17 protein-coding genes are annotated in these 20,896 nt (G+C 71.5%); 11 read left to right on the top strand and 6 right to left on the bottom strand.

The window, feature by feature from the left end; genetic code table 11:
* Window positions 1-45 precede the first annotated feature (45 nt).
* Complete coding sequence (locus AB0F72_RS28580) at window positions 46-651, bottom strand: hypothetical protein (RefSeq protein ID WP_360437115.1); 606 nt, start codon at window positions 649-651, stop codon at window positions 46-48.
* 109 nt (window positions 652-760) lie between these two features.
* Here AB0F72_RS28580 and AB0F72_RS28575 point away from each other — a divergent pair, with 109 nt between their 5' ends.
* Window positions 761-1,912 carry an FUSC family protein gene (locus AB0F72_RS28575; protein WP_360437112.1) on the top strand — a complete coding sequence of 384 codons (1,152 nt, stop codon included), beginning with the start codon at window positions 761-763 and terminating at the stop codon, window positions 1,910-1,912.
* 593 nt (window positions 1,913-2,505) lie between these two features.
* Here AB0F72_RS28575 and AB0F72_RS28570 read toward each other — a convergent pair.
* On the bottom strand, window positions 2,506-4,029 hold the full coding sequence (locus AB0F72_RS28570; RefSeq protein ID WP_360437109.1) for a M28 family metallopeptidase: 1,524 nt from the start codon (window positions 4,027-4,029) through the stop codon (window positions 2,506-2,508).
* A 179-nt stretch (window positions 4,030-4,208) separates the two neighbouring features.
* Between AB0F72_RS28570 and AB0F72_RS28565 the strand changes: the two genes are divergently transcribed.
* The gene (locus tag AB0F72_RS28565) at window positions 4,209-5,654 is read left to right on the top strand and encodes an ATP-binding protein (RefSeq protein WP_360437106.1); all 1,446 of its coding nucleotides are present in this window, start codon (window positions 4,209-4,211) and stop codon (window positions 5,652-5,654) included.
* Window positions 5,655-5,658: 4 nt separating this feature from the next.
* On the opposite strand, the gene AB0F72_RS28560 is transcribed toward AB0F72_RS28565, so the two are convergent.
* A complete protein-coding gene (locus AB0F72_RS28560; RefSeq protein ID WP_360437103.1) occupies window positions 5,659-7,314 on the bottom strand; it encodes a serine/threonine-protein kinase in 1,656 nt (551 codons plus the stop codon).
* A 71-nt stretch (window positions 7,315-7,385) separates the two neighbouring features.
* Between AB0F72_RS28560 and AB0F72_RS28555 the strand changes: the two genes are divergently transcribed.
* From AB0F72_RS28555 to AB0F72_RS28540, 4 genes are read left to right on the top strand one after another with little or no spacing between them, the layout of a single operon-like run.
* Complete coding sequence (locus AB0F72_RS28555) at window positions 7,386-9,182, top strand: methyl-accepting chemotaxis protein (protein ID WP_360437099.1); 1,797 nt, start codon at window positions 7,386-7,388, stop codon at window positions 9,180-9,182.
* A 21-nt stretch (window positions 9,183-9,203) separates the two neighbouring features.
* Entirely contained in the window at window positions 9,204-9,884 is a 681-nt protein-coding gene (locus AB0F72_RS28550; RefSeq protein ID WP_360437096.1) for a phosphatase PAP2 family protein, read from the top strand.
* An 11-nt stretch (window positions 9,885-9,895) separates the two neighbouring features.
* On the top strand, window positions 9,896-10,648 hold the full coding sequence (locus AB0F72_RS28545) for a phosphatase PAP2 family protein (RefSeq protein WP_360437093.1): 753 nt from the start codon (window positions 9,896-9,898) through the stop codon (window positions 10,646-10,648).
* The gene (locus AB0F72_RS28540) at window positions 10,567-10,848 is read left to right on the top strand and encodes a hypothetical protein (protein ID WP_360437090.1); all 282 of its coding nucleotides are present in this window, start codon (window positions 10,567-10,569) and stop codon (window positions 10,846-10,848) included. Before AB0F72_RS28545 ends, AB0F72_RS28540 begins: the two co-directional genes overlap by 82 nt.
* Here AB0F72_RS28540 and AB0F72_RS28535 read toward each other — a convergent pair.
* Window positions 10,839-12,230 (bottom strand): sulfatase-like hydrolase/transferase, encoded by a 1,392-nt coding sequence (locus tag AB0F72_RS28535; protein WP_360437087.1) that lies wholly within the window; start codon window positions 12,228-12,230, stop codon window positions 10,839-10,841. The two genes, AB0F72_RS28540 and AB0F72_RS28535, sit on opposite strands and share 10 nt — an antisense overlap.
* Window positions 12,231-12,454: 224 nt before the next feature.
* Here AB0F72_RS28535 and AB0F72_RS28530 point away from each other — a divergent pair, with 224 nt between their 5' ends.
* Together AB0F72_RS28530 and AB0F72_RS28525 are read left to right on the top strand one after the other, a co-directional pair.
* Window positions 12,455-12,757 (top strand): DUF1905 domain-containing protein, encoded by a 303-nt coding sequence (locus AB0F72_RS28530; RefSeq protein ID WP_360437084.1) that lies wholly within the window; start codon window positions 12,455-12,457, stop codon window positions 12,755-12,757.
* 702 nt (window positions 12,758-13,459) lie between these two features.
* Complete coding sequence (locus AB0F72_RS28525) at window positions 13,460-14,098, top strand: VOC family protein (protein WP_360437081.1); 639 nt, start codon at window positions 13,460-13,462, stop codon at window positions 14,096-14,098.
* 89 nt (window positions 14,099-14,187) lie between these two features.
* Here the strand turns inward: AB0F72_RS28525 and aceB are convergent, their stop codons facing one another.
* Together aceB and aceA are read right to left on the bottom strand one after the other, a co-directional pair.
* Complete coding sequence (gene aceB, locus AB0F72_RS28520; protein WP_360437078.1) at window positions 14,188-15,813, bottom strand: malate synthase A; 1,626 nt, start codon at window positions 15,811-15,813, stop codon at window positions 14,188-14,190.
* 1 nt (window position 15,814) lies between these two features.
* Window positions 15,815-17,101, bottom strand: a complete 1,287-nt coding sequence (aceA, locus tag AB0F72_RS28515) for an isocitrate lyase (RefSeq protein ID WP_360437075.1) — start codon at window positions 17,099-17,101, stop codon at window positions 15,815-15,817.
* 137 nt (window positions 17,102-17,238) lie between these two features.
* On the opposite strand from aceA, the gene AB0F72_RS28510 reads away from it, so the two are divergent.
* From AB0F72_RS28510 to AB0F72_RS28500, 3 genes are all read left to right on the top strand, one after another.
* Window positions 17,239-18,690 (top strand): helix-turn-helix domain-containing protein, encoded by a 1,452-nt coding sequence (locus AB0F72_RS28510; protein ID WP_360437072.1) that lies wholly within the window; start codon window positions 17,239-17,241, stop codon window positions 18,688-18,690.
* A gap of 891 nt (window positions 18,691-19,581) precedes the next feature.
* Complete coding sequence (locus AB0F72_RS28505) at window positions 19,582-20,331, top strand: lytic polysaccharide monooxygenase (RefSeq protein ID WP_360437069.1); 750 nt, start codon at window positions 19,582-19,584, stop codon at window positions 20,329-20,331.
* On the top strand, window positions 20,316-20,882 hold the full coding sequence (locus AB0F72_RS28500) for a DUF305 domain-containing protein (RefSeq protein ID WP_360437066.1): 567 nt from the start codon (window positions 20,316-20,318) through the stop codon (window positions 20,880-20,882). Before AB0F72_RS28505 ends, AB0F72_RS28500 begins: the two co-directional genes overlap by 16 nt.
* Window positions 20,883-20,896: the final 14 nt, after the last annotated feature.

The raw sequence follows: 20,896 nt of genomic DNA, 5'->3' as shown, positions 1-20,896 counted from the left end.
CAAAAACACCACACCCCCCCCGGCCCGCGGCCGGCCCCCCCCCCCCTAACCACCCACGTAAACCCGCGGCCCCCCCGGGGCCGGGGGCCCCGCCAGGGGCCCCCCGCGCCTGCCTCGTCGCACCCCATGGGGTACGGGCATCGGCGCGACCAGATCGTCCGGCCAGATCGCCTTCACGGCGCCGAGCGCCTCCCACTCCCGGGCCAGCTCGGCGAGCGTGGTCGCCGCCTCGGTCACCTGCTCGTCGGACCACGGGAACTCGGACCCGTCGAACGAGATCCAGGCGTCCCGCACGAGGGCCGTGACCCGATCGGTCTCGTCCTCCTCGACCGCCCGGTGCACCACCCCCGCCAGCAGCTCCGCCATGGTGAGTGCGCGTTTGTTCGCGTCCAGCAGCTGGCGGCTGCGCTGGGCGGCGTCGTGGCGCGGCTTGCCGCTGACCAGCCGCATGGTGGAGAAGACGCCCCCGGCCGCGATCGCCCCGAAGACGCCGGCGCTGATCCCGAGGGCCCGCTCGGTGGCGAAGTGGGCGAGGTCGTGCGGAACCCGGAATTTCCGGTCGTGGCCCGGGAGTTGAAGGACCACCCCGTCACCGCGGTGCACCGTGGCGACGGGCGAACCGGTACCGCTGTGCGCGAACAAGACCAACATTGCGTCATGTTGCCATCGGGCCGCCGCCCTGGTCATCGCACGGAACTGACTATTGCGTCCCTCGCGGAAATCTGTTTCCCGCCACGGGGCGGGCCTAAGGTCGTACCCGATGGGGATCTTGTCCAAAGACCTGCCGGCCGCCCTGCGCGCCGGCGTCAGCGTGGCGGCACCGCTGCTGGTCGTGCTGCTGATCGACCGCCCGCACTGGTCGATGTACGCGGCGTTCGGCGCGTTCACCTCCCTCTACGGCCGCACCCGCACCGGCCGCTCCCGCCTGGCGATGCAGTCCGGGGCGGCCGCCGCGCTGGTGCTGGCCGTCCTGATCGGGGTGCTGGTCAGCGTCCTGGAGGCCCGCACCTGGCTGGCCGTCGTGATCGCCGCGCTGATCGGCGGGGCCGGGAGCGCCCTGGCCTCGGTCGCCGAGTGGCACCCGCCGGGCGCGCTCTTCCTGGTGTTCGCGTTCGGAGCGGTGGCCTCGGTGCATCATCAGCTCGCCGATCTGCCGCCGGCCGTGGCGGTGGCCGCCGCGAGCGCTGTGTTCTCGTTGCTGGTCGGGAGTATGTCGGCGCTGGTCCGGGCCGTGCGCCGGACCTCGGCGGGCCCGGCCGCGGGTGCTTCGGCCGCGGGCGGCTCGGTTGCGGGTCCTCCGGCCGCAGGCGCTTCGGCTGCTGGTGCTTCGGCGGCGGGTGTTTCGGCTGCTGGTGCTTCGGCTGTCGATCTTGGAGAGTTGCCGCGGGCGGATGTGCGGGTGAGGCTCCGGCACGCCCTGCCCGGTTCGGTGTCCGTCGCCGTGTCCGCCCTGGTGGCCGGTGCCGTGGCGACGGGTTTCGGGATCGGCCACCCCTACTGGGCGACGGTCGCCGCGGTGGCCCCGCTCGCCGCCCGCGGCCGCTCCGCCCAGCTGGTCCGCGCCGCTCACCGCATCGCCGGAACACTCGGCGGACTCCTGATAGCGGCGCTGGTGCTGGCGCCCGGCTTCGGCCCGTACCCCGCGGTGGCGATCCTCGCCGTCCTGCAGATCACCGCCGAACTGCTGGTAGGCCGCAACTACGGCGTGGCGATGCTCTTCATCACCCCGCTGGCCCTGCTGATGAACCAGGTGGCCGCGCCCCGCCCGATGGCCGGCCTCCTCTGGGACCGAGGCCTGGAAACCCTGATCGGCGGCGCCGTGGCCTGCCTGATCATCATCCTGACCCACACCCTGACCACCCGAGCAGCCCCCCACTCCGCTAAGCAACCACCCCGGCCCGTCCAGCCGTAGCCCGGCCGCGTCCCGCAGCCTGACCCGCGCCCCGCAGCCCGACCCGCGCCCCGGGAAACCTGCCTCAGCTACGGCTGGCGTCTGCGAGCCGTAGTCCAGGCATCCAAAACGTCGGCGGAACGTGCGTGGGCTACGGCTCGGAAACGCGAGCCGTAGTCCAGACATGTAAAACGCTGGTGGAGCCTGTCTCGGCTACGGCTGGCGTCTGCGAGCCGTAGTCCAGGCATCTAAAACGTCGGCGGAACGTGCGTGGGCTACGGCTCGCGTCTCCGAGCCGTAGCTGAGGCAGGTGATCACGGGCGTTTGCCTGCGTGGGCTACGACTCGGTGACCGGTTGTCGACCCGGCTGGCGCGGACGCGGCCACGGCGACGCGGCCACGGCGACGCGGCCACGGCGACGCGGCCACGGCGACACGGCCACGGCGACGCCGCCACGGGTGGCCCGGCCATGGCGACGCGGCCAAGGACTGCCCGGCCACGGCGACGCCGCGCGACACGGACCCGCTGACGCGGTGCGGAGCGACCACGGGGGTCCGGACGCGAACCGGGGCGCCGCGATTCAGCGGCGCCCCGGTCACCCACGTGCCAGACGATCAGCGGGCCGGGTGCCCGTGTGCGCCCCCACTACCCGCCGCGCCCGCGCCACTCGCCGGAGCCGCCGGGCTGACCAGGTCGCCCTTCAACCGGCCCACCGTGTAGACCGCGTGCGCGGCCGCGTCGCCCAGTTCGCTCAGCGAGCGGTTGTTCAGGTTGGAGATGTCGTCGCAGGCCTCGTGGTAGCACGGGTCGTACGGCTCACCGGCCGTGCCGCCGTACTCCGCTGCCTGCTCCTCCGTCTTCACGCCCTCGGCGCCGCTGAACAGGCCACCCGCCGGGATGCCGACCGCGATGAACGGCCCGTAGTCGGAGCGCCCGTCGAACGCGGTCGGGTCGCTGGCGAGGCCCTGCGCGGCGAAGTAGTCGGTGAAGACCGCCTCGATCTCACCCGAGCCGGCCGGCCCGGCGGTGCCGGTGTCCGACCCGTCACCGTCGTAGACGAACCGCACGTAGTTCGGCGAGCCGACCATGTCGAAGTTCAGGTTCGCGTAGATCTTGGCCTGGTCGGCCGCGGAAAGCGTGTTCACGTAGTGCTCGGAGCCGAGCAGACCGGCCTCCTCAGCGCCCCAGAACGCGAACCGCAGCTTCTGGTTCGTCCGCACTGAAAGACGGGAGACCTGCTCGGCGATCTCCAGGATCGTGGCGGTGCCGCTGCCGTTGTCGTTGATGCCCGGACCGGCGGTGACCGAGTCGAGGTGCGCGCCGACGACGAGGACCCGGTTCGGGTCACCGCCCCGGCTGTCCGCGATGATGTTGCTGGTGGTCGCGTTCGGGTCGGTGAACGTGCTGGTCACCACCCGCAGCGTGACCACTCCCGCCGAGGCCGCCGCGGCCAGGGCGCTGCCGTCGGCGAAGCTCAGGCCGACCACCGGCAGGTCGAACGGCCCGCCCAGGGTGCCGGTGAGCAGCGTGTCACGGCCCGGCTGGCCCTCGTTGAAGATGATCACCGCGTCGTATCCGGCGGTCTCCGCGTTCGCCGCCTTCACGGCGAAGTCGCAGCCGCCCCGCTGGACCAGCGCGATCTGCGGCGCGGTCGCCGACGCCGGCGCGAAGTCGGCGGGAGCGCACCCCGCTGTGGAACTCGGCGCAGGGGTGGGCGGGAGCACGTTGTTCAGCGCCGGCACGACCTGGCCGGTGACGTCACCGGAGCCGGAGAAGTCGAACGTGTGCGTCTCGTAGGCCGGTCCGGCCGGGGAGACCCGGGTGAGCTGGGCGGGCGCCAGCTCGTCGAAGAACGGGAAGACGAACTTCTGCTCGGTGACCCGGTAGCCGGCGCGCTGCAGCTTCTTCTTGACGTAGGCGGCGCTGGCTTCGTAGCCGGGGGTGCCGGAGGCGCGGGTGTCGTCGTTCCGGTCGGCGATCTTCTGGAATGCCTTCAGATGGTCCCGGACGCCGGAGACGGTGACCGCCTCGCGCAGCCGCTTGGAACTCTCCGGATGGTGCCCGTGGCCGGCCGCGGCGGGTTGTGCGGCGCCGGCGACGAGCAATGTCGCGATGACGGGGATGGCCAGTTTGCGCAACGAAACTCTCCTCCGAGCGACAGTCGCGATCCGCCGCCGGAAGCCGGCGCCATCCCGCGACATCGAGGGTTGTCAGCGTCGCTGAGATTAACCCGGCTGGATGCCTGCGGGAAGCGGAACGGTCACGTGAATGCACGGCCGTGTCACTCTGGATGAACGAGACCACCGCGGAGGGCAGCATGTCGCAAGCACGGCCCAACACCGAGACCTTCGAGTACGGGGGAGCGACCGTCCAGCTCGTCGACGCCGTCACGCTGCTCGCCGCGGCCCGGGTGAACCCGGTCGAGCTGCTGCGCCGGGCGGCGTGGCCGGCCCCGGTGCAGCGTGTCGACCTGACGGTGGCGGCGGACGGGGCGAACCACGTCTTCACCGCACGGATCGCGGCCGGTGAGGAGCCGATGTCGACCGAGCGGATGCGCAAGCTGGTGCTCGGCAACGACCCGATCGGACTCCTGCTCTCGAAACGCATCGCCGCCGGTGATCCGGTGGCGACACGCATCGTGGACGGGGTCGGGACGGCTGCCGCGGCCGCGTACCGGAAATTGGGTCTTGATCGGCCCGCCGGGCCGGCGGCCGACCGCGAACCGGGAGTCCTCGCCGACGCCGCGGTGGGTCTGCAGGCGAGCGTGACCTACGAGGAGAGCGGGTCGGTCGCCGTCCTGGAGGCCCTGGTGCCGCGCGACGAGGTCGGGCCGGAGCACCTGCGCGCGTTCGTCACGCTGACCCTGCAGGCGGTGCTGGAGCTGAGCGAGCCGGACGCGCTGCGCGGGCGGACCTACGTGGTGAGCCGGGAGAGCCTGCCGAAGACGCCGGTCACCACCCAGGCGGTCACCCTCGACATGGTGGGCGGCCTGGCCGAGGTGGTCTCCGAACTGCGCCAGGTGGCGGTCTCCTTCCGGCACCCGGAGGCGATGGCACGCTGGGGGGCCCGCCGCCCTCAGGGCATTCTCATGTACGGGCCGCCGGGCACCGGCAAGACCATGCTGTCCCGGGCGCTGGCCAACGAGATCGGCGCCGACTTCCGGGAGATCCGCACGCCGGAGATCCTCGACAAGTGGCTGGGCGGCTCGGAACGCAACATCAAGCAGATCTTCCGGGACGCCCGGCGGTACCGGGTGCCGACGCTGATGCTCTTCGACGAGTTCGACTCGATCGTCAGTTACGCGGGGGCCGGCGGCGACGCGGCGAGCCAGGCGCTGAACGCGGTCGCCGGCATCTTCAAGCAGGAGATGAACGACCTCATCGAGGCGAACCCGAACGTCCTGGTCGTGGCGACCACGAACTTCCCCGGCCGGGTCGACGAGTCACTGATCCGGTCCGGTCGTTTCGACATCAAGCTGAGCGTCCCGAAACCGGACGAGACCGCCCGCGCGGAGATCTTCCGCAAGATGGTCCGTGCCCTGATCGCGGTGCACGAGACGCCCGGTTTCCGGATGTTCGCCGACGACCTGGACTTCGGCGCGCTCGGCGTGGCGAGCACCGGCATGACCGGCGCCGACGTCAAGGAGGTGCTGCGCCGGGTGCAGCTGTCGAAGGCGATGCAGGACGCCCGAGCCGGGGGAGCGGAGCCGATCACTCAGCAGGAGCTCCTGGAGGCGGTCCGGGCGCTGCGCGGCAGCCAGTGATCCCTCAGGGCTCCCAGACCCGCAGGTCGGCGAAGCTCGCGTACCCGTACTCGTTGAGCGGATCGTGGCTGTCCTCCTCGCCGGGGTCGTAGGCGTCGTCCCGCACCACGCCGAGCGCCAGCCGCCCGGCGTAGGGCGCCACCGAGGGGACCCGGCTGCGCAGCGGGCCGGTGCCTTCGAGGTCGACGTCGATGTAGGGGCCCCGGGCCACGATGGTGAGCGTGGGCCAGGACTCGGCCCACGACCGGCTGTCCACCTCCCTTTTGTTGATCGCGGTGATCCCGGCGCCGTCCTCGGCGTCGAGCGCCAGGTAGTCCGGGCAGATCGCCACCCGGTAGGCGCCGTCCGAGGTGACGCGCAGCCAGACCGCGGCGCAGGTTCCGGCATCGGGGACGGTCATGTTCACTGCGATGATCGGGTTGGCGAAGGATCGCTCCGGGCCCAGGCATCGCTGACTGGGGGTGAGGCGGCGCTGAGCGGACATCCCGGCCGGCGCGAACAGGCAGGCGTCGGAGGGATCGCTGCTGCCGGCCGGCCGCCAGGTGCCCGGGGTACGCAGCGGGTCGGCGAGCGTGATGGACCGGAACGGGTCCGCGCCGGGGCGGCCGGCACGCCGGTCGAGGAGCGTGGCACCGGCCGCCGAGAGGGCCAGGAGGAGGGCCGTGAGCGCGGTGACGGTCGCGGCCGAGCGGGCGAACCGCCTCCGGCGACGGCGCCGGGCCACCCACGCCCACGCCTCGGCGGCCTCCTCGGCCTCGGCTGTCGCGGCGTCCGCGTTGTTGCGCATGGCGAGGGCCGCCCACTGCAGCTGCGGGTCGACCGCGCCGGCCTGATCCGCGGCGCCTGCCGCCAGCAGCCGGCTGAGCAGTTCGTGGGCGCTCGGGCGCCGGCTCGGATCCTTCGCGAGGGCGGCCGCGACCAGCGCGCGGATCGGGGCGTCGAGGCCGTCCAGGTCCGGCGGCTGGGTGAGGATCCGGGCGGCGGTGGCGACGGGCGAGTCGGCGGCGAACGGCGTGCGCCCGGTCGCCGCGAACGCCACCAGCACGCCCCACGCGAACACGTCCATGGCCGGTTCCGGCGGCCGGCGATCGGCGCCTGTCGCGAACCGTTCCGGCGCCATGTACGCGATCGTGCCGACCATCTGGTCGGGCCGGGTGTGCTCGGTCGGCGCCTCGGCCGCCCGGGCGATCCCGAAGTCGATCACCTTGGGGGTGCCGAGCGAGAGCAGCACGTTCGCCGGTTTCAGGTCACGGTGGATCACCCCGGCGCTGTGGATCGCGGCGAGCGCGGTGGCCACCCCGATCGCCACGCTGTGCAGGTCGCCGCCGCGCAGCGGGCCGTCCCGGCGGACCATCTCCGCCAGGCTGGCGCCCTCCACGTACTCGACCACCAGGTACGGCGTCGGGTGCTCGGGGTCGGCGTCGAGCACGGCGGCGGTGCAGAACGGCGGCACCTGCCGGGCCCGCCGAACCTCGCTGCGGAAGCGCGCCCGGAACGCCGGGTCGGCCGCGAGCTCCGGGCGGATCAGCTTGATCGCCACCCGCCGGTCGTCGGCGTCGTGCGCCAGGAACACCGTGCCCATGCCGCCCGCGCCGAGCCGCCGGCGAAGGTGATATTGGCCGAGCCGGCGCGGATCGTCCGGCCCCAGGGGTGTCGTCACGCGCACGCACGCTACAAACCCGCGCCCAGCGGCAAAGGCCCATATCTCCCGCCTTATCGGACCGTGCCTCAATGCGCGGGCAGCCCGGTGCTCAGCGATCACGCGCCGGTGCCGAACGGGCAGGTGTGGGGTTCCGGCCGGTGGCGGCGCTGCGGCGTGGTGAGCTGGCACCGACCCTGGCGCTTGTCGCGCTGATGCTCGTGGTGCTCGGCGTGCCGGTCTACCTGATCACCCTGCGCGCCTTCGACCAGCTGGAACGCAGCGAGCTGGGCCGCGAGGCCGAGAAGCTGCGGGTGGCGATCGGCGCCCACGCGCAGCGGCTGCGCGACTTCGGCGTCACGAACTCGATCTGGACCGGGCTCTACGACGACATCGCGGCCGGCGACGACGCGCAGTTCGCGATCGACCTGCCGCCGGCCGTGCTGAGCGGCGACTACGGCATCACCGCGGCGGTGGGCGTCGCCGCGGACGGGACGATCCGGGTCGGCGGGACGATGCGGGACGGCCGGTACGCGCCGATGCCGGCACCGTTCGACGACCCGGCCACGATGCGCGACTACATCCGCCCCGACGGCGAGGCTGGCGCCGGGTACTGCGGCCTCACCAGCGTCACCGGCGGACCGGCCGAGTTCTGCAGTTTCGCCGTCTACCGGGACATGGGCGCCGGCCGCCCGGCCGGCGCGCTGCTGCTGGTGCGGGCCCTCGACGACGCCGGAGTGGCCTCCCTCGCGGGGCAGACCGACGACGTGATCGACCTGCGCGCCGCGCCACGGGCCGGCGCACAGGGGCTGCGCGAGCTGGACAGCGCGTTCGGGACGATCGCGGTGACCACCGCGGCGGTGGGCGACAGGATGGCGGTGGCCTGCACGATCACCGGCGTGGACGGCGTCCCGGTGACCCTGGAGTCGATCAACGAGCGGACGATCCACGCCCTCGCCCGGTCGACGCTGTGGCGGCTCGGCGGGGTGGTGCTGGTGACCATGGCGCTGGCCGGTGCGATGATCGCGATGGCGCAGCGGCGGGCGGTCCGGAACCAGGTGCGGCCGTTACGCCGTACCGTCGAAAAGATCATGAAATCCGGGAACCTGGGACTGCGCGTGCCGCCGGCCGGCAGCCCGGACATCGACGCGCTGAGCGGCGCGATAAACGACATGCTCAGCTCGATCGACCGGAACTCCGCGGAGATCGACGCGATGCGGGCCGGTCAGGAGCAGGAGCGCGAGGCGCGGCTGCGCGAGCAGGAGGACCACCGGCGGGAGACGGCCGAGCGGGTCCGCGCCGAGTCCGCGCAGATCATCAGCGGGGTGTCCGGCCGGCTCGGCGACGCGGTGCGCGGCGTCGACGCGGTCCAGGCCTCGGTCGCCGACATCAACGCCGGGTCGGCGGCCGCGCACGCCGCGACCGAGGAGATGGCCGGCAACGCGGCGCAGGCCGACCGGGCGGTCGAGGCGCTCACCGTGAGCCTGCCCGCCACCCGGGACCTGGTGGCGCTGATCGCCTCGATCGCCGGGCAGACCCGGATGCTCGCGTTGAACGCCACTATCGAGGCGGCCCGGGCCGGACCGGCCGGACTGGGCTTCGCGGTCGTCGCCGACGAGGTCCGCAAGCTGGCCGACGACACCGCCGAGTCCGCCGAGCGGATCACCGCGACGCTCGGCATGCTGACCACCACCGCCACCGACGTCTCCGGCGCTGTCGCTACGATGACCGAGGCGATCGACAGCGTCCGGGTGGCGATCGGCCAGGTCCGCTCGGTCGCCGACGACCAGCAGCGGACCATCAGCGCGCTCGTCGGCCAGGTGCGCGACGCGATCGGCGGGATCGACGAGCTCGCCGCCGGTCCGGCCCCACAGGTGCTTCGCAGCTGACGTCTGGGGTAATCGGATGTGATGCGCCACGATCAGAACACCGCCCTGGAGGTACGGACCAGCGCCGCCGCCGTGGCGGCCCCCATGCTGCTGGTCCCGTTCGCCCTGCTCGCCGCCCTGGTGGTGGGGCGCTGGGCGCCGCTGCACGACCTCGACCGCTCGGTCTCCGACCGGTGGCACGACATCGCGCACGCGAATCCCGGCTGGGTGGACGCCCTGACCTGGATGACGCACCTGCTCAGCCCGACCGCGTGGCGGCTCGCCGTGCTGGGCCTGGTGATCTGGCTGGCCCGGCGCGGGGCGCGGCCGGTTGCGTTCTGGGCGACGATCACCATGATCGCCGGCGGGGTGCTCGGCGCGGTGCTGAAACTGCTGGTGAGCCGGCACCGGCCGGAGTTCCTGGAACCGGTCGCCCAGGCCTCCGGGTACGCGTTCCCGTCCGGCCATGCGCTCAACGCCGCGCTCGGCGCCACCGTCTTCCTGCTGGTTCTGCTGCCGATGACGCGGGGCCGGCCACTGGCCCGGGCCGCGCTGTGGACCGGGGCGATCGTGTTGCCGCTGGTCACCGCGCTGACCCGGGTCGGTCTCGGTGTGCACTGGCTCAGTGACGTGGTCGCCGGTCTCTTCCTCGGCGTCGCGGTGGCGGTGGCGACGGCGGCCGCGTTCTCCCGCCGAGGTGTCCCGGAGCCGGTGTCCGGGTAAACCCAGCGACCATGTTCGCTGTCGCTGTGCAGGCCATCAAACGGATCGTGCTGCCGATCGCTGCCCTGCTGCTGTTTCTGATCGGGCTGGGGCTGTTGCTCACCCGGGAAGCGGCACACTGGTGGCCGCTCACCGTCGAGGACGGTGTGAACCGGGAGTTCGCCGCCGACCGCACCGAGCCGCTCACCGCGGTCTCCGGCTGGGTCAGCGCGATCGCCAACACCGGCTGGATCATCGCGGTCACCGCGGTGGTCGCGCTGATCCTGCGGCTGGTGCTCCGCCGCTGGCGTGAACCGATCTTCCTCTGCCTCGCGGTCACCGCGCAGGCGCTCGTCTTCTTCTTCACCACGAAGGCGATCGACCGCCCCCGCCCGGACGTGCACCGCCTCGACGCGTCGCCGCCGACCAGCAGTTTCCCGTCCGGCCACACCTCGGCGTCGGTGGCGCTCTACCTCGGCCTGGCGCTGCTGCTCGCCGGTCTGGCCCGGCACACCTGGCTCAAGGCGCTCTGCTGGGCGCTGGTCCTGGTGCCGATCGGGGTGGCGTTCTCCCGGATGTACCGGGGCATGCACCACCCCAGCGACGTCGTCGCCGCGTTCCTCAACGGCATCACCTGCGTGATCGTGATGTCCCGGGCGATACTGGATCGCGCGGTGTCGTGGCGGCTGCCTAAGGTGAGCGGATGGCCACGCTCGACTTCCCTTCCCCGCCCACGCCGAACGGGTTCAGCCACGTCGTCGCTGTCGCGCCGGACAGCCGTCTGATCGTCACGTCCGGCCAGGTGCCGGTCGCCGCCGACGGCAGCGTGCCGTCCGGCTGGGCGGTTCACCGAGTGGGGCCGGAGCCGGTGGTCGCGCGAGCGATCGCGACCACCGGCGACCTGGTCAGCCGGCTCACCGCGGGGATCGAGCCGTTCGAGACGGCGGCCGCGGCGAGACTGGCCGCCTACAGCGGTCAGCCGTAGCTGAGCAGCTTGGAGTTGATCTCTTCCCACTTCGCCCGGAGCTCGGCGACGATCTCCGGGTGCTTCGCGGCGAGGTTGGCCTGCTCCCGCGGGTCGGCCTCGACGTCGTAGAGCGCGTCGCTGGTGGAGAGCCGCAGGTACTTCCACTTGCCCCGGCGCAGGGCGCGATTCGCACGGGTACGCCAGAACAGGTCCCGCTCCGGCGCGTCCGCGCCACGCAGCAGGTAGCCGGCGAAGCTCGCGCCGTCGAGCGGGTACTCCGGGCTCGGCGCGGCGCCGGCGATCTCCAGCAGGGTGGCCGTCCAGTCGTGCGTGACCACCGGCTCGTGGCTGACCTGACCGCTGCGGACCCGGGCCGGCCAGCGCAGGATCGTCGGCACCCGGATGCCGCCCTCCTGCAGGCTGCCCTTGTTGCCGGTGAGCGGCCAGTTGTACGAGAAGCGTTCGCCGCCGTTGTCGCTGGCGAAGACCACCAGGGTGTTCTCCTCCTGGCCGGTCCGGCGCAGCGCGGTGAGAACCTGGCCGATCCGCTGGTCCAGGTTCTCCACCATCTTCGTGTAGGTTTCCAGCGACCCGCCGTCGTAGTGGAAGAGCGCGCGCCCGTCACCGGCCTTGACCCTCGCGGTGATCTCCTCGCTCAGCGCCCGGTCGCCGGGGGCCTCCCACGGCCAGTGCGGGCTGGTGAAGTTGAGGTTGAGCAGCCACGGCTTGCGGTGCTCGCGCCGCACGAACTCCTCGGCGCGGTCGGCGATCAGGTCGGTGTAGTACTGGTCCGACTGCACCGGCGTCTCGCCGTCGTAGAGGTCGTGACCGTTTCCGCTGATCTTGGAGTAGTAGTCGAGTCCGCCGGAGTAGTTGCCGAAGAACTCGTCCCAGCCGGCCCGCAGCGGGCTGAAGTAGGGCAGGAAACCGCCGTGCCACTTGCCGATCAGCGCGGTGGTGTACCCGGCCTTCTTCAGCAGCGAGGCGAGCGTCGGGTGGGTGGACGGGATGCCGTCCCGCTCGTTGGCGCTGCCGATCGGCTCGGGCAGCCCGCCCGGGGTACGGCCGGGAAAGCGGCCGGTGTAGAGCGCGACGCGGGTGGGTGAGCACACCGCGCCGGCCGAGTACGCCTGGGTGAACCGCACGCCGCCGCGCGCCAGCCGGTCCAGGTTCGGCGTCTTGATCTCCGGTGAGCCGTAGCTGCTCAGGTCGGCCCAGCCGAGGTCGTCGGCGAGGATGAACAGGATGTTCGGCCGCTTCGAGGAGCCCGGCTTGGCCCGGAACGGGGTCTCCGCGGCTGCCGCGTTCGCGGAGGCGGTCTCGGCGGGCAGGGCGGTCACGGCGGCGGCGCCGGCGAGCGCGCCGATCACTCCACGCCGGGTGGTCCCAGAATTCGTCACATCGTCTCCAGTGGATCGCGGAAGGCGATGGCGACATTATCTATCGGTTCGATGGGAGTAAAGGGCTATCCCATTTCCGGGGTGCGGGCGGTTCTGGGGTGCGGGCGGTTGTCGCGTGCCGGGTGTGCTGTCGTGCCGGCGGTTGTGGCATGCCGGCGGTTGTGGCGTGCCGGCGGTTCTGTCGTACCGGCGGTTCTGTCGTACCGGTGTGCGAGGCTGCGGGCATGCGAGTCGAGTTCGAGGCGAAGTTGTGGATCTGGGACGCGCGGCCGGGGGAGAACTGGACGTTCGTGAGCCTGCCGGTGGAGGAGTCGGACCTGATCCGGGACGCGACGGAGGGGGTGCGGCGCGGGTTCGGGTCGCTGCGGGTGCGGGCCACGGTGGGCGGCAGCACGTGGACGACGTCGATCTTTCCGGGTGGCGGAGAGGGCGCCTACATTCTGCCGATCAAGCGCCAGATCCGGACGGCGGAGTCCATCGAGGCGGGCGACCCCGCCGCGGTGACCGTCGAACTCCTCGACGTGTGAGCTCTGCGTCGCGCCTGTCCCCGGCTGGGTCGCACCCGGGTTCCAGGTGAGTTGAGTCGCATCGCGCGGCGTCCGGCCGTAGCTCAGGGCTGGGATCAAGGGTGGGTAGCCGTCACGGTGTACGGCTCGTGCCGGCCGGCCGTAGCTCCGGGCTGTGATCAAGGGCGGGTAGCCGTTGTGGCCTACGGCTCGCGTCGGCCGGCCGTAGCTGAGCGCTGTGATCAAGGGCGGGTAGCCGTTGTGGCCTACGGCTCGTGCCCGCCAGCCGTAGCTCAGCCATGTCATCGAGCGCGAGTGGCATGCGTGAGCTACGGCTGGCGGGGCAGGGGCGGCGGGATACCTGCGTGGGCTAAGGCTCGCGTGGGGTTGGGGCGCCGGATGCCTGCGTGGGCTACGGCTCCCGTGGGGGTGGGGCGGCGGGATACCTGCGTGGGCTACGGCTCCCGCGGGGGTGGGGCGGGATGCCTGCGTGGGCTACGGCTCGCGCGGGGGTGGGGCGGCGGGATGCCTGCGTGGGCTACGGCTCGGGGGTGAGGGCTTGCGGGGGCGCCGGGGCCGGCGGCGGGGCGCGCCGGGGGGAGGGGCGTCAGGGGTGGGAGCGGCGGGACGGGTGGGGTTGCCGGGGGCGGGGAGGGGCGTACCGGAAAAAGGGGAGTGGGGGAACGCCTGGCTGGACCGGCGGGGGTGGGCGAGCATGAGGGCATGACGAAGCTGACGGCACGGGAGATCGTGGAGCGGGCGCCGGAGGGGTGGGTCTATCTGCTGGGTGTGCTGCGGACGCGGCTGCGGACCGGGGATTTCGCCACCGGGCTGGCGCTGGTCAACGCGATCGGGGCGGCGGCCGAGGCGGCTGATCACCATCCGGATCTGGATCTGCGGTATTCGTGGGTGGACGTCGGGCTGGTCAGTCACGATGCCGGCGCGGTGACCGAGCGGGACATCCGGATGGCTCGGACCATCACCGATCTCGCGGGGCAGGCGGGGGTGGCGCTGCGGCGGGACGGGCTCAGCGCGCTGGAGCTCGCTCTGGACAGTCCGGAGATCGGCGCGGTGCTGCCGTTCTGGGCCGCGGTGCTTGGCGGGAAAGCCGGCGAGGACGATCTGAAGGATCCGAGCGGGGTGCTGCCGACGGTGTGGTTCCAGAAGTCCGGTCGGGAGGAGCCGCGGCAGCGCTGGCACCCGGATCTCTGGGTGGACCCGTCCGAGGTGCGGGGGCGGATCGAGGCGGCCGTGCGGGCCGGCGGGACGCTGGTCAGTGACGAGCAGGCGCCGAGTTTCTGGGTGCTCGCCGATCCGGAGGGCAACAGGGTGTGCCTCTGCACCTGGCAGGACCGGGCGTGAAAGCCCGGCAGGACCGGGCCGGAAACATCGGGCCGGACCGGGCGTGAAGAGGCGGGGTGGCTCGAGCCACCCCGCCTCCCTTCACCGCGTCAGGCCGCGACAGGAGCCTGAGTGGTGACCGGAGCCGTCGCCCCGCCGGACAGGTGCCGAAGATAGGCCGGCAGGGTGAGGAACTCCGGGCAGGTCCGCTCGGTGAGCAGGACGGTCAGCAGCGTCCGGGCCTGGCCGTAACACCGGGCCGCGTCCTCGTCCAGCGCGCCGGTCTCGCTGAGCACGTCCAGTTCCTCGCGGAGCATTCTGGTGACCAGGGCGGCCGTGACCGGCACGCCGTAGTCGGTGAGCGTTCCCGAGGAGATCCACTGCCAGAGCTGTGCGCGGCAGATCTCCGCGGTGGCGGCGTCCTCCATCAGCCCGCCGAGAGCGACAGCGCCGCGGCCGCCGAGCCACGCCGCGATGTAGCGCAGGGCGACCGAGGCGTTGGTACGCAGCGCGACCTCGCTGACCGTGACGTCCGAGTTCCTGACCTCCAGCAACTCGGCGGCGGTGACCCGCACGTCCTCGCGCTTGCGCACGATCTGGTGCGGCTCGTCGCCGAGCCACTGGTCGAACACCTCGCGGCAGGTCTCGACGAGACCCGGGTGCGCCACCCAGGAGCCGTCGAAGCCGTCGCCGACCTCCCGGCGCTTGTCCTGGCGCACCTGGTTGAGCGCGCGCTTCGCGGCGACCGGGTCACGGCTCGGGACGACCGCGGCCATCCCGCCGATCGCGTGGGCGCCGCGCTTGTGGCAGGTGCGGACCAGCAGTTCGGTGTACGCCCGCATGAACGGCGCCGTCATGGTGACCTGCGACCGCTCGGGCAGCACGACGTCCGGACGGTTCTTGATCATGCTGAACAGGTAGTCCCAGCGGCCCGCGTTCAGGCCGGCCGAGTGCTCGCGCAGCTCGTAAAGGATCTCCTCCATCTCGAACGCCGCGTTGATCGTCTCGATCAGCACGGTGGCCCGGATCGTGCCGCGCGGGATGCCGAGGTACTCCTGCGCGAAGACGAAGACGTCGTTCCAGAGGCGGGCCTCCAGGTGCGACTCCAGCTTCGGCAGGTAGAAGTACGGCCCGCTGCCCCGGTCGATCTGCTTCTGCCCGCAGTGGAACAGGTACAGGCCGAAGTCGAACAGGGACGCGGAGACCGCCCGGCCGCCGATCCGCAGGTGACACTCGGGCAGGTGCCAGCCGCGCGGCCGGACCATGATCGTCGGCAACGACGCGCCGATCTGATAACGACGCCCGTCAGCAGCGGTGAAATCGAGCCGGCCGTCCAGCGCGTCGCGTAGGTTGGCCTGGCCGAGGACCACGTTCTCCCAGGTGGGGGACGTGGCGTCCTCGAAGTCCGCCATCCACACCTTGGCGCCCGAGTTCAGCGCGTTGATGGTCATCTTCCGTTCCGGCGGCCCGGTGATCTCGACCCGCCGGTCGGTGAGGTCCGGCGCGGCCGGGGCGACCTGCCAGGACGGGTCGTCCCGGATGTGCCGGGTGGAGATCAGGAAGTCCAGATCGGTGGTCCGGGTGGCCCGGCGGCGCCGGCGGCGCTCCAGCAGCTGCACCCGGCGGGCGCCGAACTCGCGGTCCAGCGCCACGATGAACGCCACGGCCTCGGGGGTGAGGATCTCGGAGTAGCGGCCGTCGGTGGTGCCCGTGATGGTGACCTCTTCGCCGCCCATGTCAGAACTGCTCCGCCTCGGTGCTGCCGGACAGGGCCGTGGTGCTGCTGTCCGGGTTCAGCGCCGTGGAGACGGCGTCGAAGTACCCGGTGCCGACCTCGGCCTGATGCTTGGTCGCGGTGTAGCCGTCGGACTCGGCCGCGAACTCGGCCTCCTGGAGCTTCACGTACGCGGTCATGCCGGTCTCGGCGTAGCCCTTGGCGAGCTCGAACATCGAGTGGTTGAGCGCGTGGAAGCCGGCCAGCGTGACGAACTGGAACTTGTAGCCCATCGCGCCGAGCTCCTTCTGGAAGCGGGCGATGTCGGCGTCGTCCAGGTTCTTCTTCCAGTTGAACGACGGCGAGCAGTTGTAGGCCAGCATCTTGCCCGGGTGCTTGGCGTGCACGGCGTCGGCGAACTTCTTCGCGAACGCCAGGTCCGGCTTGCCGGTCTCCACCCAGAGCAGGTCGGAGTAGTCGGCGTAGGCGACACCGCGGGCGATCGCCGCGTCGTCGCCGGGACGCACCCGGAAGAAGCCCTCGGAGGTGCGCTCGCCGGTGAGGAACGGCTTGTCGCGCTCGTCCACGTCGGTGGTCAGCAGGTCCGCCGCGAGCGCGTCGGTGCGGGCGATGACCAGCGTGGGCACGCCGGCGACGTCCGCCGCGAGGCGGGCGGCATTGAGGGTACGGATGTGCTGTTGCGTGGGGATGAGGACCTTGCCGCCGAGGTGGCCGCACTTCTTTTCGCTGGCCAGCTGGTCCTCCCAGTGCACGCCCGCGGCGCCGGCCGCGATCATGCCCTTCATCAGCTCGAACGCGTTGAGCGGGCCACCGAAGCCGGCCTCCGCGTCGGCGACGATCGGGGCGAACCAGTCACGCTCGTACCGGCCGGCCGCGGTGTCGATCTGGTCGGCGCGCAGCAGCGCGTTGTTGATCCGGCGGACCACCGCGGGAACCGAGTTCGCCGGGTAGAGCGACTGGTCCGGGTAGGTGTGGCCGGAGAGGTTCGCGTCGGCCGCGACCTGCCAGCCGGAGAGGTAGATCGCCTTCAGGCCGGCCCGCACCATCTGGGTCGCCTGGCCACCGCTCAGCGCGCCGAGCGCGTTGATGTAGTCCTCGGAGTGCAGCAGATCCCAGAGGCGGGCGGCGCCACGCTCGGCCAGCGTGTGCCGCTCCTGCACGGTGCCCCGCAGCTTCACGACGTCCGATGCGGTGTAGTCGCGCTTGACGCCGGCCCAGCGGGGGTCACTGGCCCATTCCCGAGTGAGGTCCTCTGCGGTACCGCCACGGTTGTCGGTCAGCTCAGTCATGACGAAGTCCCTTTCCTGCCCTGTCGCGTTCTTCCGGCGTGTTCCGGGGGAAGAACTTCACTCTCAGGGATACGTCCACGGGTCTTGAAGGCCTTTGTCGTGGAAAGAAACGCAGAAATTCTGTTAGGGTCAAATCCGTGACCGCTTCACCTTCTTCCGAGTCCTCCGTCGACCTGGTGACCCTCGGGCAGCGCCTGCGCCACCAGCGACGCACCCGCGGGATGACGCTGGATCAGCTCAGCGACGCGGTCGGTCGGGCGCCGTCGCAGCTGTCGCTGATCGAGAACGGCAAGCGGGAGCCGAAGCTCTCGGTGCTCCAGGCGATCGCGGGCGCTCTGGGCGTACCCCTGCAGGATCTTCTCCGCCCGGAGGCGCCGAGCCGGCGCGCCGGGCTGGAGATCGAGCTCGCCCACTTCCAGCAGAACCCGGCCTACCAGGCCCTCGGCCTGCCCGCGGTGCGTGCCGGGCGGCGGCTGCCGGCCGACGCCCTGGAGGCGCTGATCGGCATGCACCGCGAGCTCAACCGGGTGCTCACCGAGCAGAGCGCCACCCCCGAGGTGGCCCGCCGGGCGAACGCGCAACTGCGCGCGGAGATGCGCAAGCGCGACAACTACTTCGCCGAGATCGAGCAGGCCGCGGCGAAGGTCCTGCGGTCGGTGCGGCACACCACCGGCCCGCTGTCCCAGCGCGGCATCCTCGACATCGCCGCGCAGATCGGCTTCACGCTCCACTACGTGAACGACCTGCCCAGCTCCACCCGGAGCGTCACCGACCTGAAAAATCGGCGAATCTTCCTCCCGCAGGTGGCCAGCGGCAAGGGACACGACCCGCGCGCCGTGGTGCTGCAGACGCTCGGGCACTTCGTGCTCGGCCACAACGACCCGGCCGACTACGGCGATTTCCTGCGCCAGCGGGTCGAGGTCAACTACTTCGCGGCGGCGCTGCTCATGCCGGAGAAGTTCGCAGCCGAGTTCCTCGGCGCGGCGAAGGCGGACAAGGCGCTCGCCATCGACGACTTCCGGGACGCGTTCGGGGTCTCCTACGAGACCGCCGCGCACCGGTTCACGAACCTGGCCACGCATCACTTCGGGATCCCGGTGCACTTCGCGCGGGTGCACGAGAGCGGGATCGTCTACAAGGCGTACGAGAACGACAACGTGCGCTTCCCGTCCGACGTGACCGGGGCGATCGAGGGCCAGCCGGTGTGCCGGAAGTGGGCGTCCCGCACGGTGTTCGAGGCGGACGACCCGTACTCGTCGTTCTACCAGTTCACCGACACGACGGCCGGGACGTACTGGTGCACGGTCCACGTGGAGTCGACGAGCGCCGGGTTGTTCTCGGTGACGGTGGGGACGCCGTACGAGCATGCCCGGTGGTTCCGGGGCGGGGACGTCACCGGGCGTACCGTCTCGAACTGCCCGGACCCGGACTGCTGCCGGCGGCCGCCGGCCGAGCTGGTGGACCGGTGGGCGGGGAACGCGTGGCCGAGCGCGCGGGTGCACTCGCATCTGCTGGCCGCGCTGCCGCCGGGCACGTTCCCGGGCGTGGACAACCGGGACGTGTACGACTTCCTGGAGCGGCGCGCCTGAGGCGGGGTTGAAGCAGGGTTGAGGCGGGGTTGTGCGAGGGGCGCTGACGACCAGTTGGTCCGGCTGGTGCTGGGTGCTGACCCCGCTGGCTAATTAAGAACGTCCCGCTACCAGCAGATATTCGGCTGGGCCTCCGCGCCCCCTTTGCCCCGCCGACCCCTTTTGTCCCAGACACCCCATGTGCCTCTCGCATACCCCGTGTGCCCCGCCGACCCCGCGCTGGCGTCCTACGGCTGGCACCTTGCACCTGGCGCCTGGCACCTCCCGCCTCGCCGATCTTGGAACCCGCGGTCCCGGCCGTAGTTCAGGCGTGTGATCAAGCTCGGGTAGCCGTTCTGGTCTACGGCTGGCGTGGCCCGGCCGTAGTTCAGGCGTGTGATCAAGCTCGGGTAGCCGTTCTGGTCTACGGCTGGGGTGGCCCGGCCGTAGCTCAGGCATGTGATCAAGCTCGGGTAGCCGCTCTGGTCCACGGCTGGCGTGGCCCGGCCGTAGCTCGTGCTGGTTGCTAGCGGAAACACTCCCGTCTTGATCGTTGACACAGTGTTTCGGCTACACGGCTGTCGCGAGGTGGCACCCCGCGCCCTCGCGGTGGCAGTCGATCTGCCGAGCAGGGCCGACGGCAGCACTGGGAGCCAGCTCATCTCGTCCGGCTGGTTGCTAGTGCTGTCGCGCGTTCGTTTCTGAACACTGAGCGCCAGCCCGCATCGACGTTCCACGATCCGCAACCCGGAGGGGCCGCCGACCACCTGCGGGCGTGGAGGGATCGGCAACGCCCGCGGATCCACCCGTACCGAAGATCCCTAAAGAATCCTTAACACTATTTACTGTTAACAAGACTTAATTTACGTTGATGAGCACGCTCCCCATTGATCCCCGAGCTAGGAGCAGTTCATGAAGCGTAGGTTCTCCCTGCCCGCACTGACCGTCGCGGCCGTCACCGGATCGATGTTCGTGGCCGTCTCCCCGGCGTCCGCGCACGGATACATCTCGTCCCCGCCCAGCCGCCAGGCCAACTGCGCGAGCGGCGCGGTCTCCGGCTGCGGCGACATCGTCTACGAGCCGCAGAGCGTCGAGGCGCCGAAGGGCTCCACCCAGTGCAACGGCGGCACCAGCCGGTTCACGGTCCTCAACGACTCCGGCAAGTCGTGGCCGGCCGCGAACGTCGGCAGCAGCGTCACCTTCAACTGGGTGCTCACGGCGCGGCACTCGACGTCGACGTGGGAGTACTTCATCGGCAACAAGCTGGTGGCGTCCTTCAACGACAACGGCGCGCAGCCGGGCGCCAGCAAGTCGCACACGGTCAACTTCTCCGGGTACTCCGGCCGGCAGACCGTGCTCGCCCGGTGGAACGTCGCGGACACGATCAACGCGTTCTACTCGTGTGTCGACCTGAACTTCGGCGGCGGGACCTCCAACCCGGCGCCTAATCCCACCACGCCCACGCCTGCTCCGACCAGCAGTCCCACTCCCGCTCCGACGGCGACCACCAACCCCGGTTCGACGACGTGGGCGGCCGGGGCGGCGTACAAGGTGGGTGACCGGGTGACGTACTCCGGCAAGACCTACCAGTGCCGCCAGGCGCACACCGCTGTCACCGGGTGGGAGCCCCCGTACGTCGCGGCGCTGTGGACCGCCGTCTAAGGCCGGATCTTGCGGCCCGGCGAGCAGCGGGAGGCCTCCTCCTGCTGCTCGCCCTGCTGCTCTCCGGGTGCGGCGCCGAGCCCGCCGCGCACAACGACACCGACGTCATGTTCCTGCAGATGAGCGTCGCCCAGATCGCCGAGGGCGAGCAGGTCGCGGCGGTGGCCGAGCGGTCCGCCGTCCAGCCGGAGCTGCGCGCGCTGGCCACCGAGCTGCGCGGTCAGTGGCAGACCGAGTCCGCCACGATGAAGCAGTGGCTGACCGATTGGGATCAGCCGATGACGGCCCCCTCCGCGTCGTCCCTGCACGCCGGTCACGGTGATCTGCACGCGCTCCAGCCCGGTGACGTCGAGGGGCTGCGGGCCGCGAAGGGCTCCGACCTCGACCGGATCGCGGTGGCGCTGCTGCTCGGCAACCTGCACAACGCCATGGAGACCCTGCGCCTGGAGGCGAGCGGTGGCGCGCACCCGGACGCGAAGAAGCTGGCCGAGACGATGACCACGAACCGCCAGGCCCAGGTCCAGCGGCTGCTCGCGATGGCCGCCGGTTAAATCGCATGATGGGC

The sequence above is a fragment of the Actinoplanes sp. NPDC023936 genome (genome assembly GCF_040639325.1).
GTDB lineage: Bacteria > Actinomycetota > Actinomycetes > Mycobacteriales > Micromonosporaceae > Actinoplanes.
The sequence above is the reverse complement of the archived record's forward strand: the minus strand, read 5'-3'. Positions and strand labels throughout refer to the sequence as shown.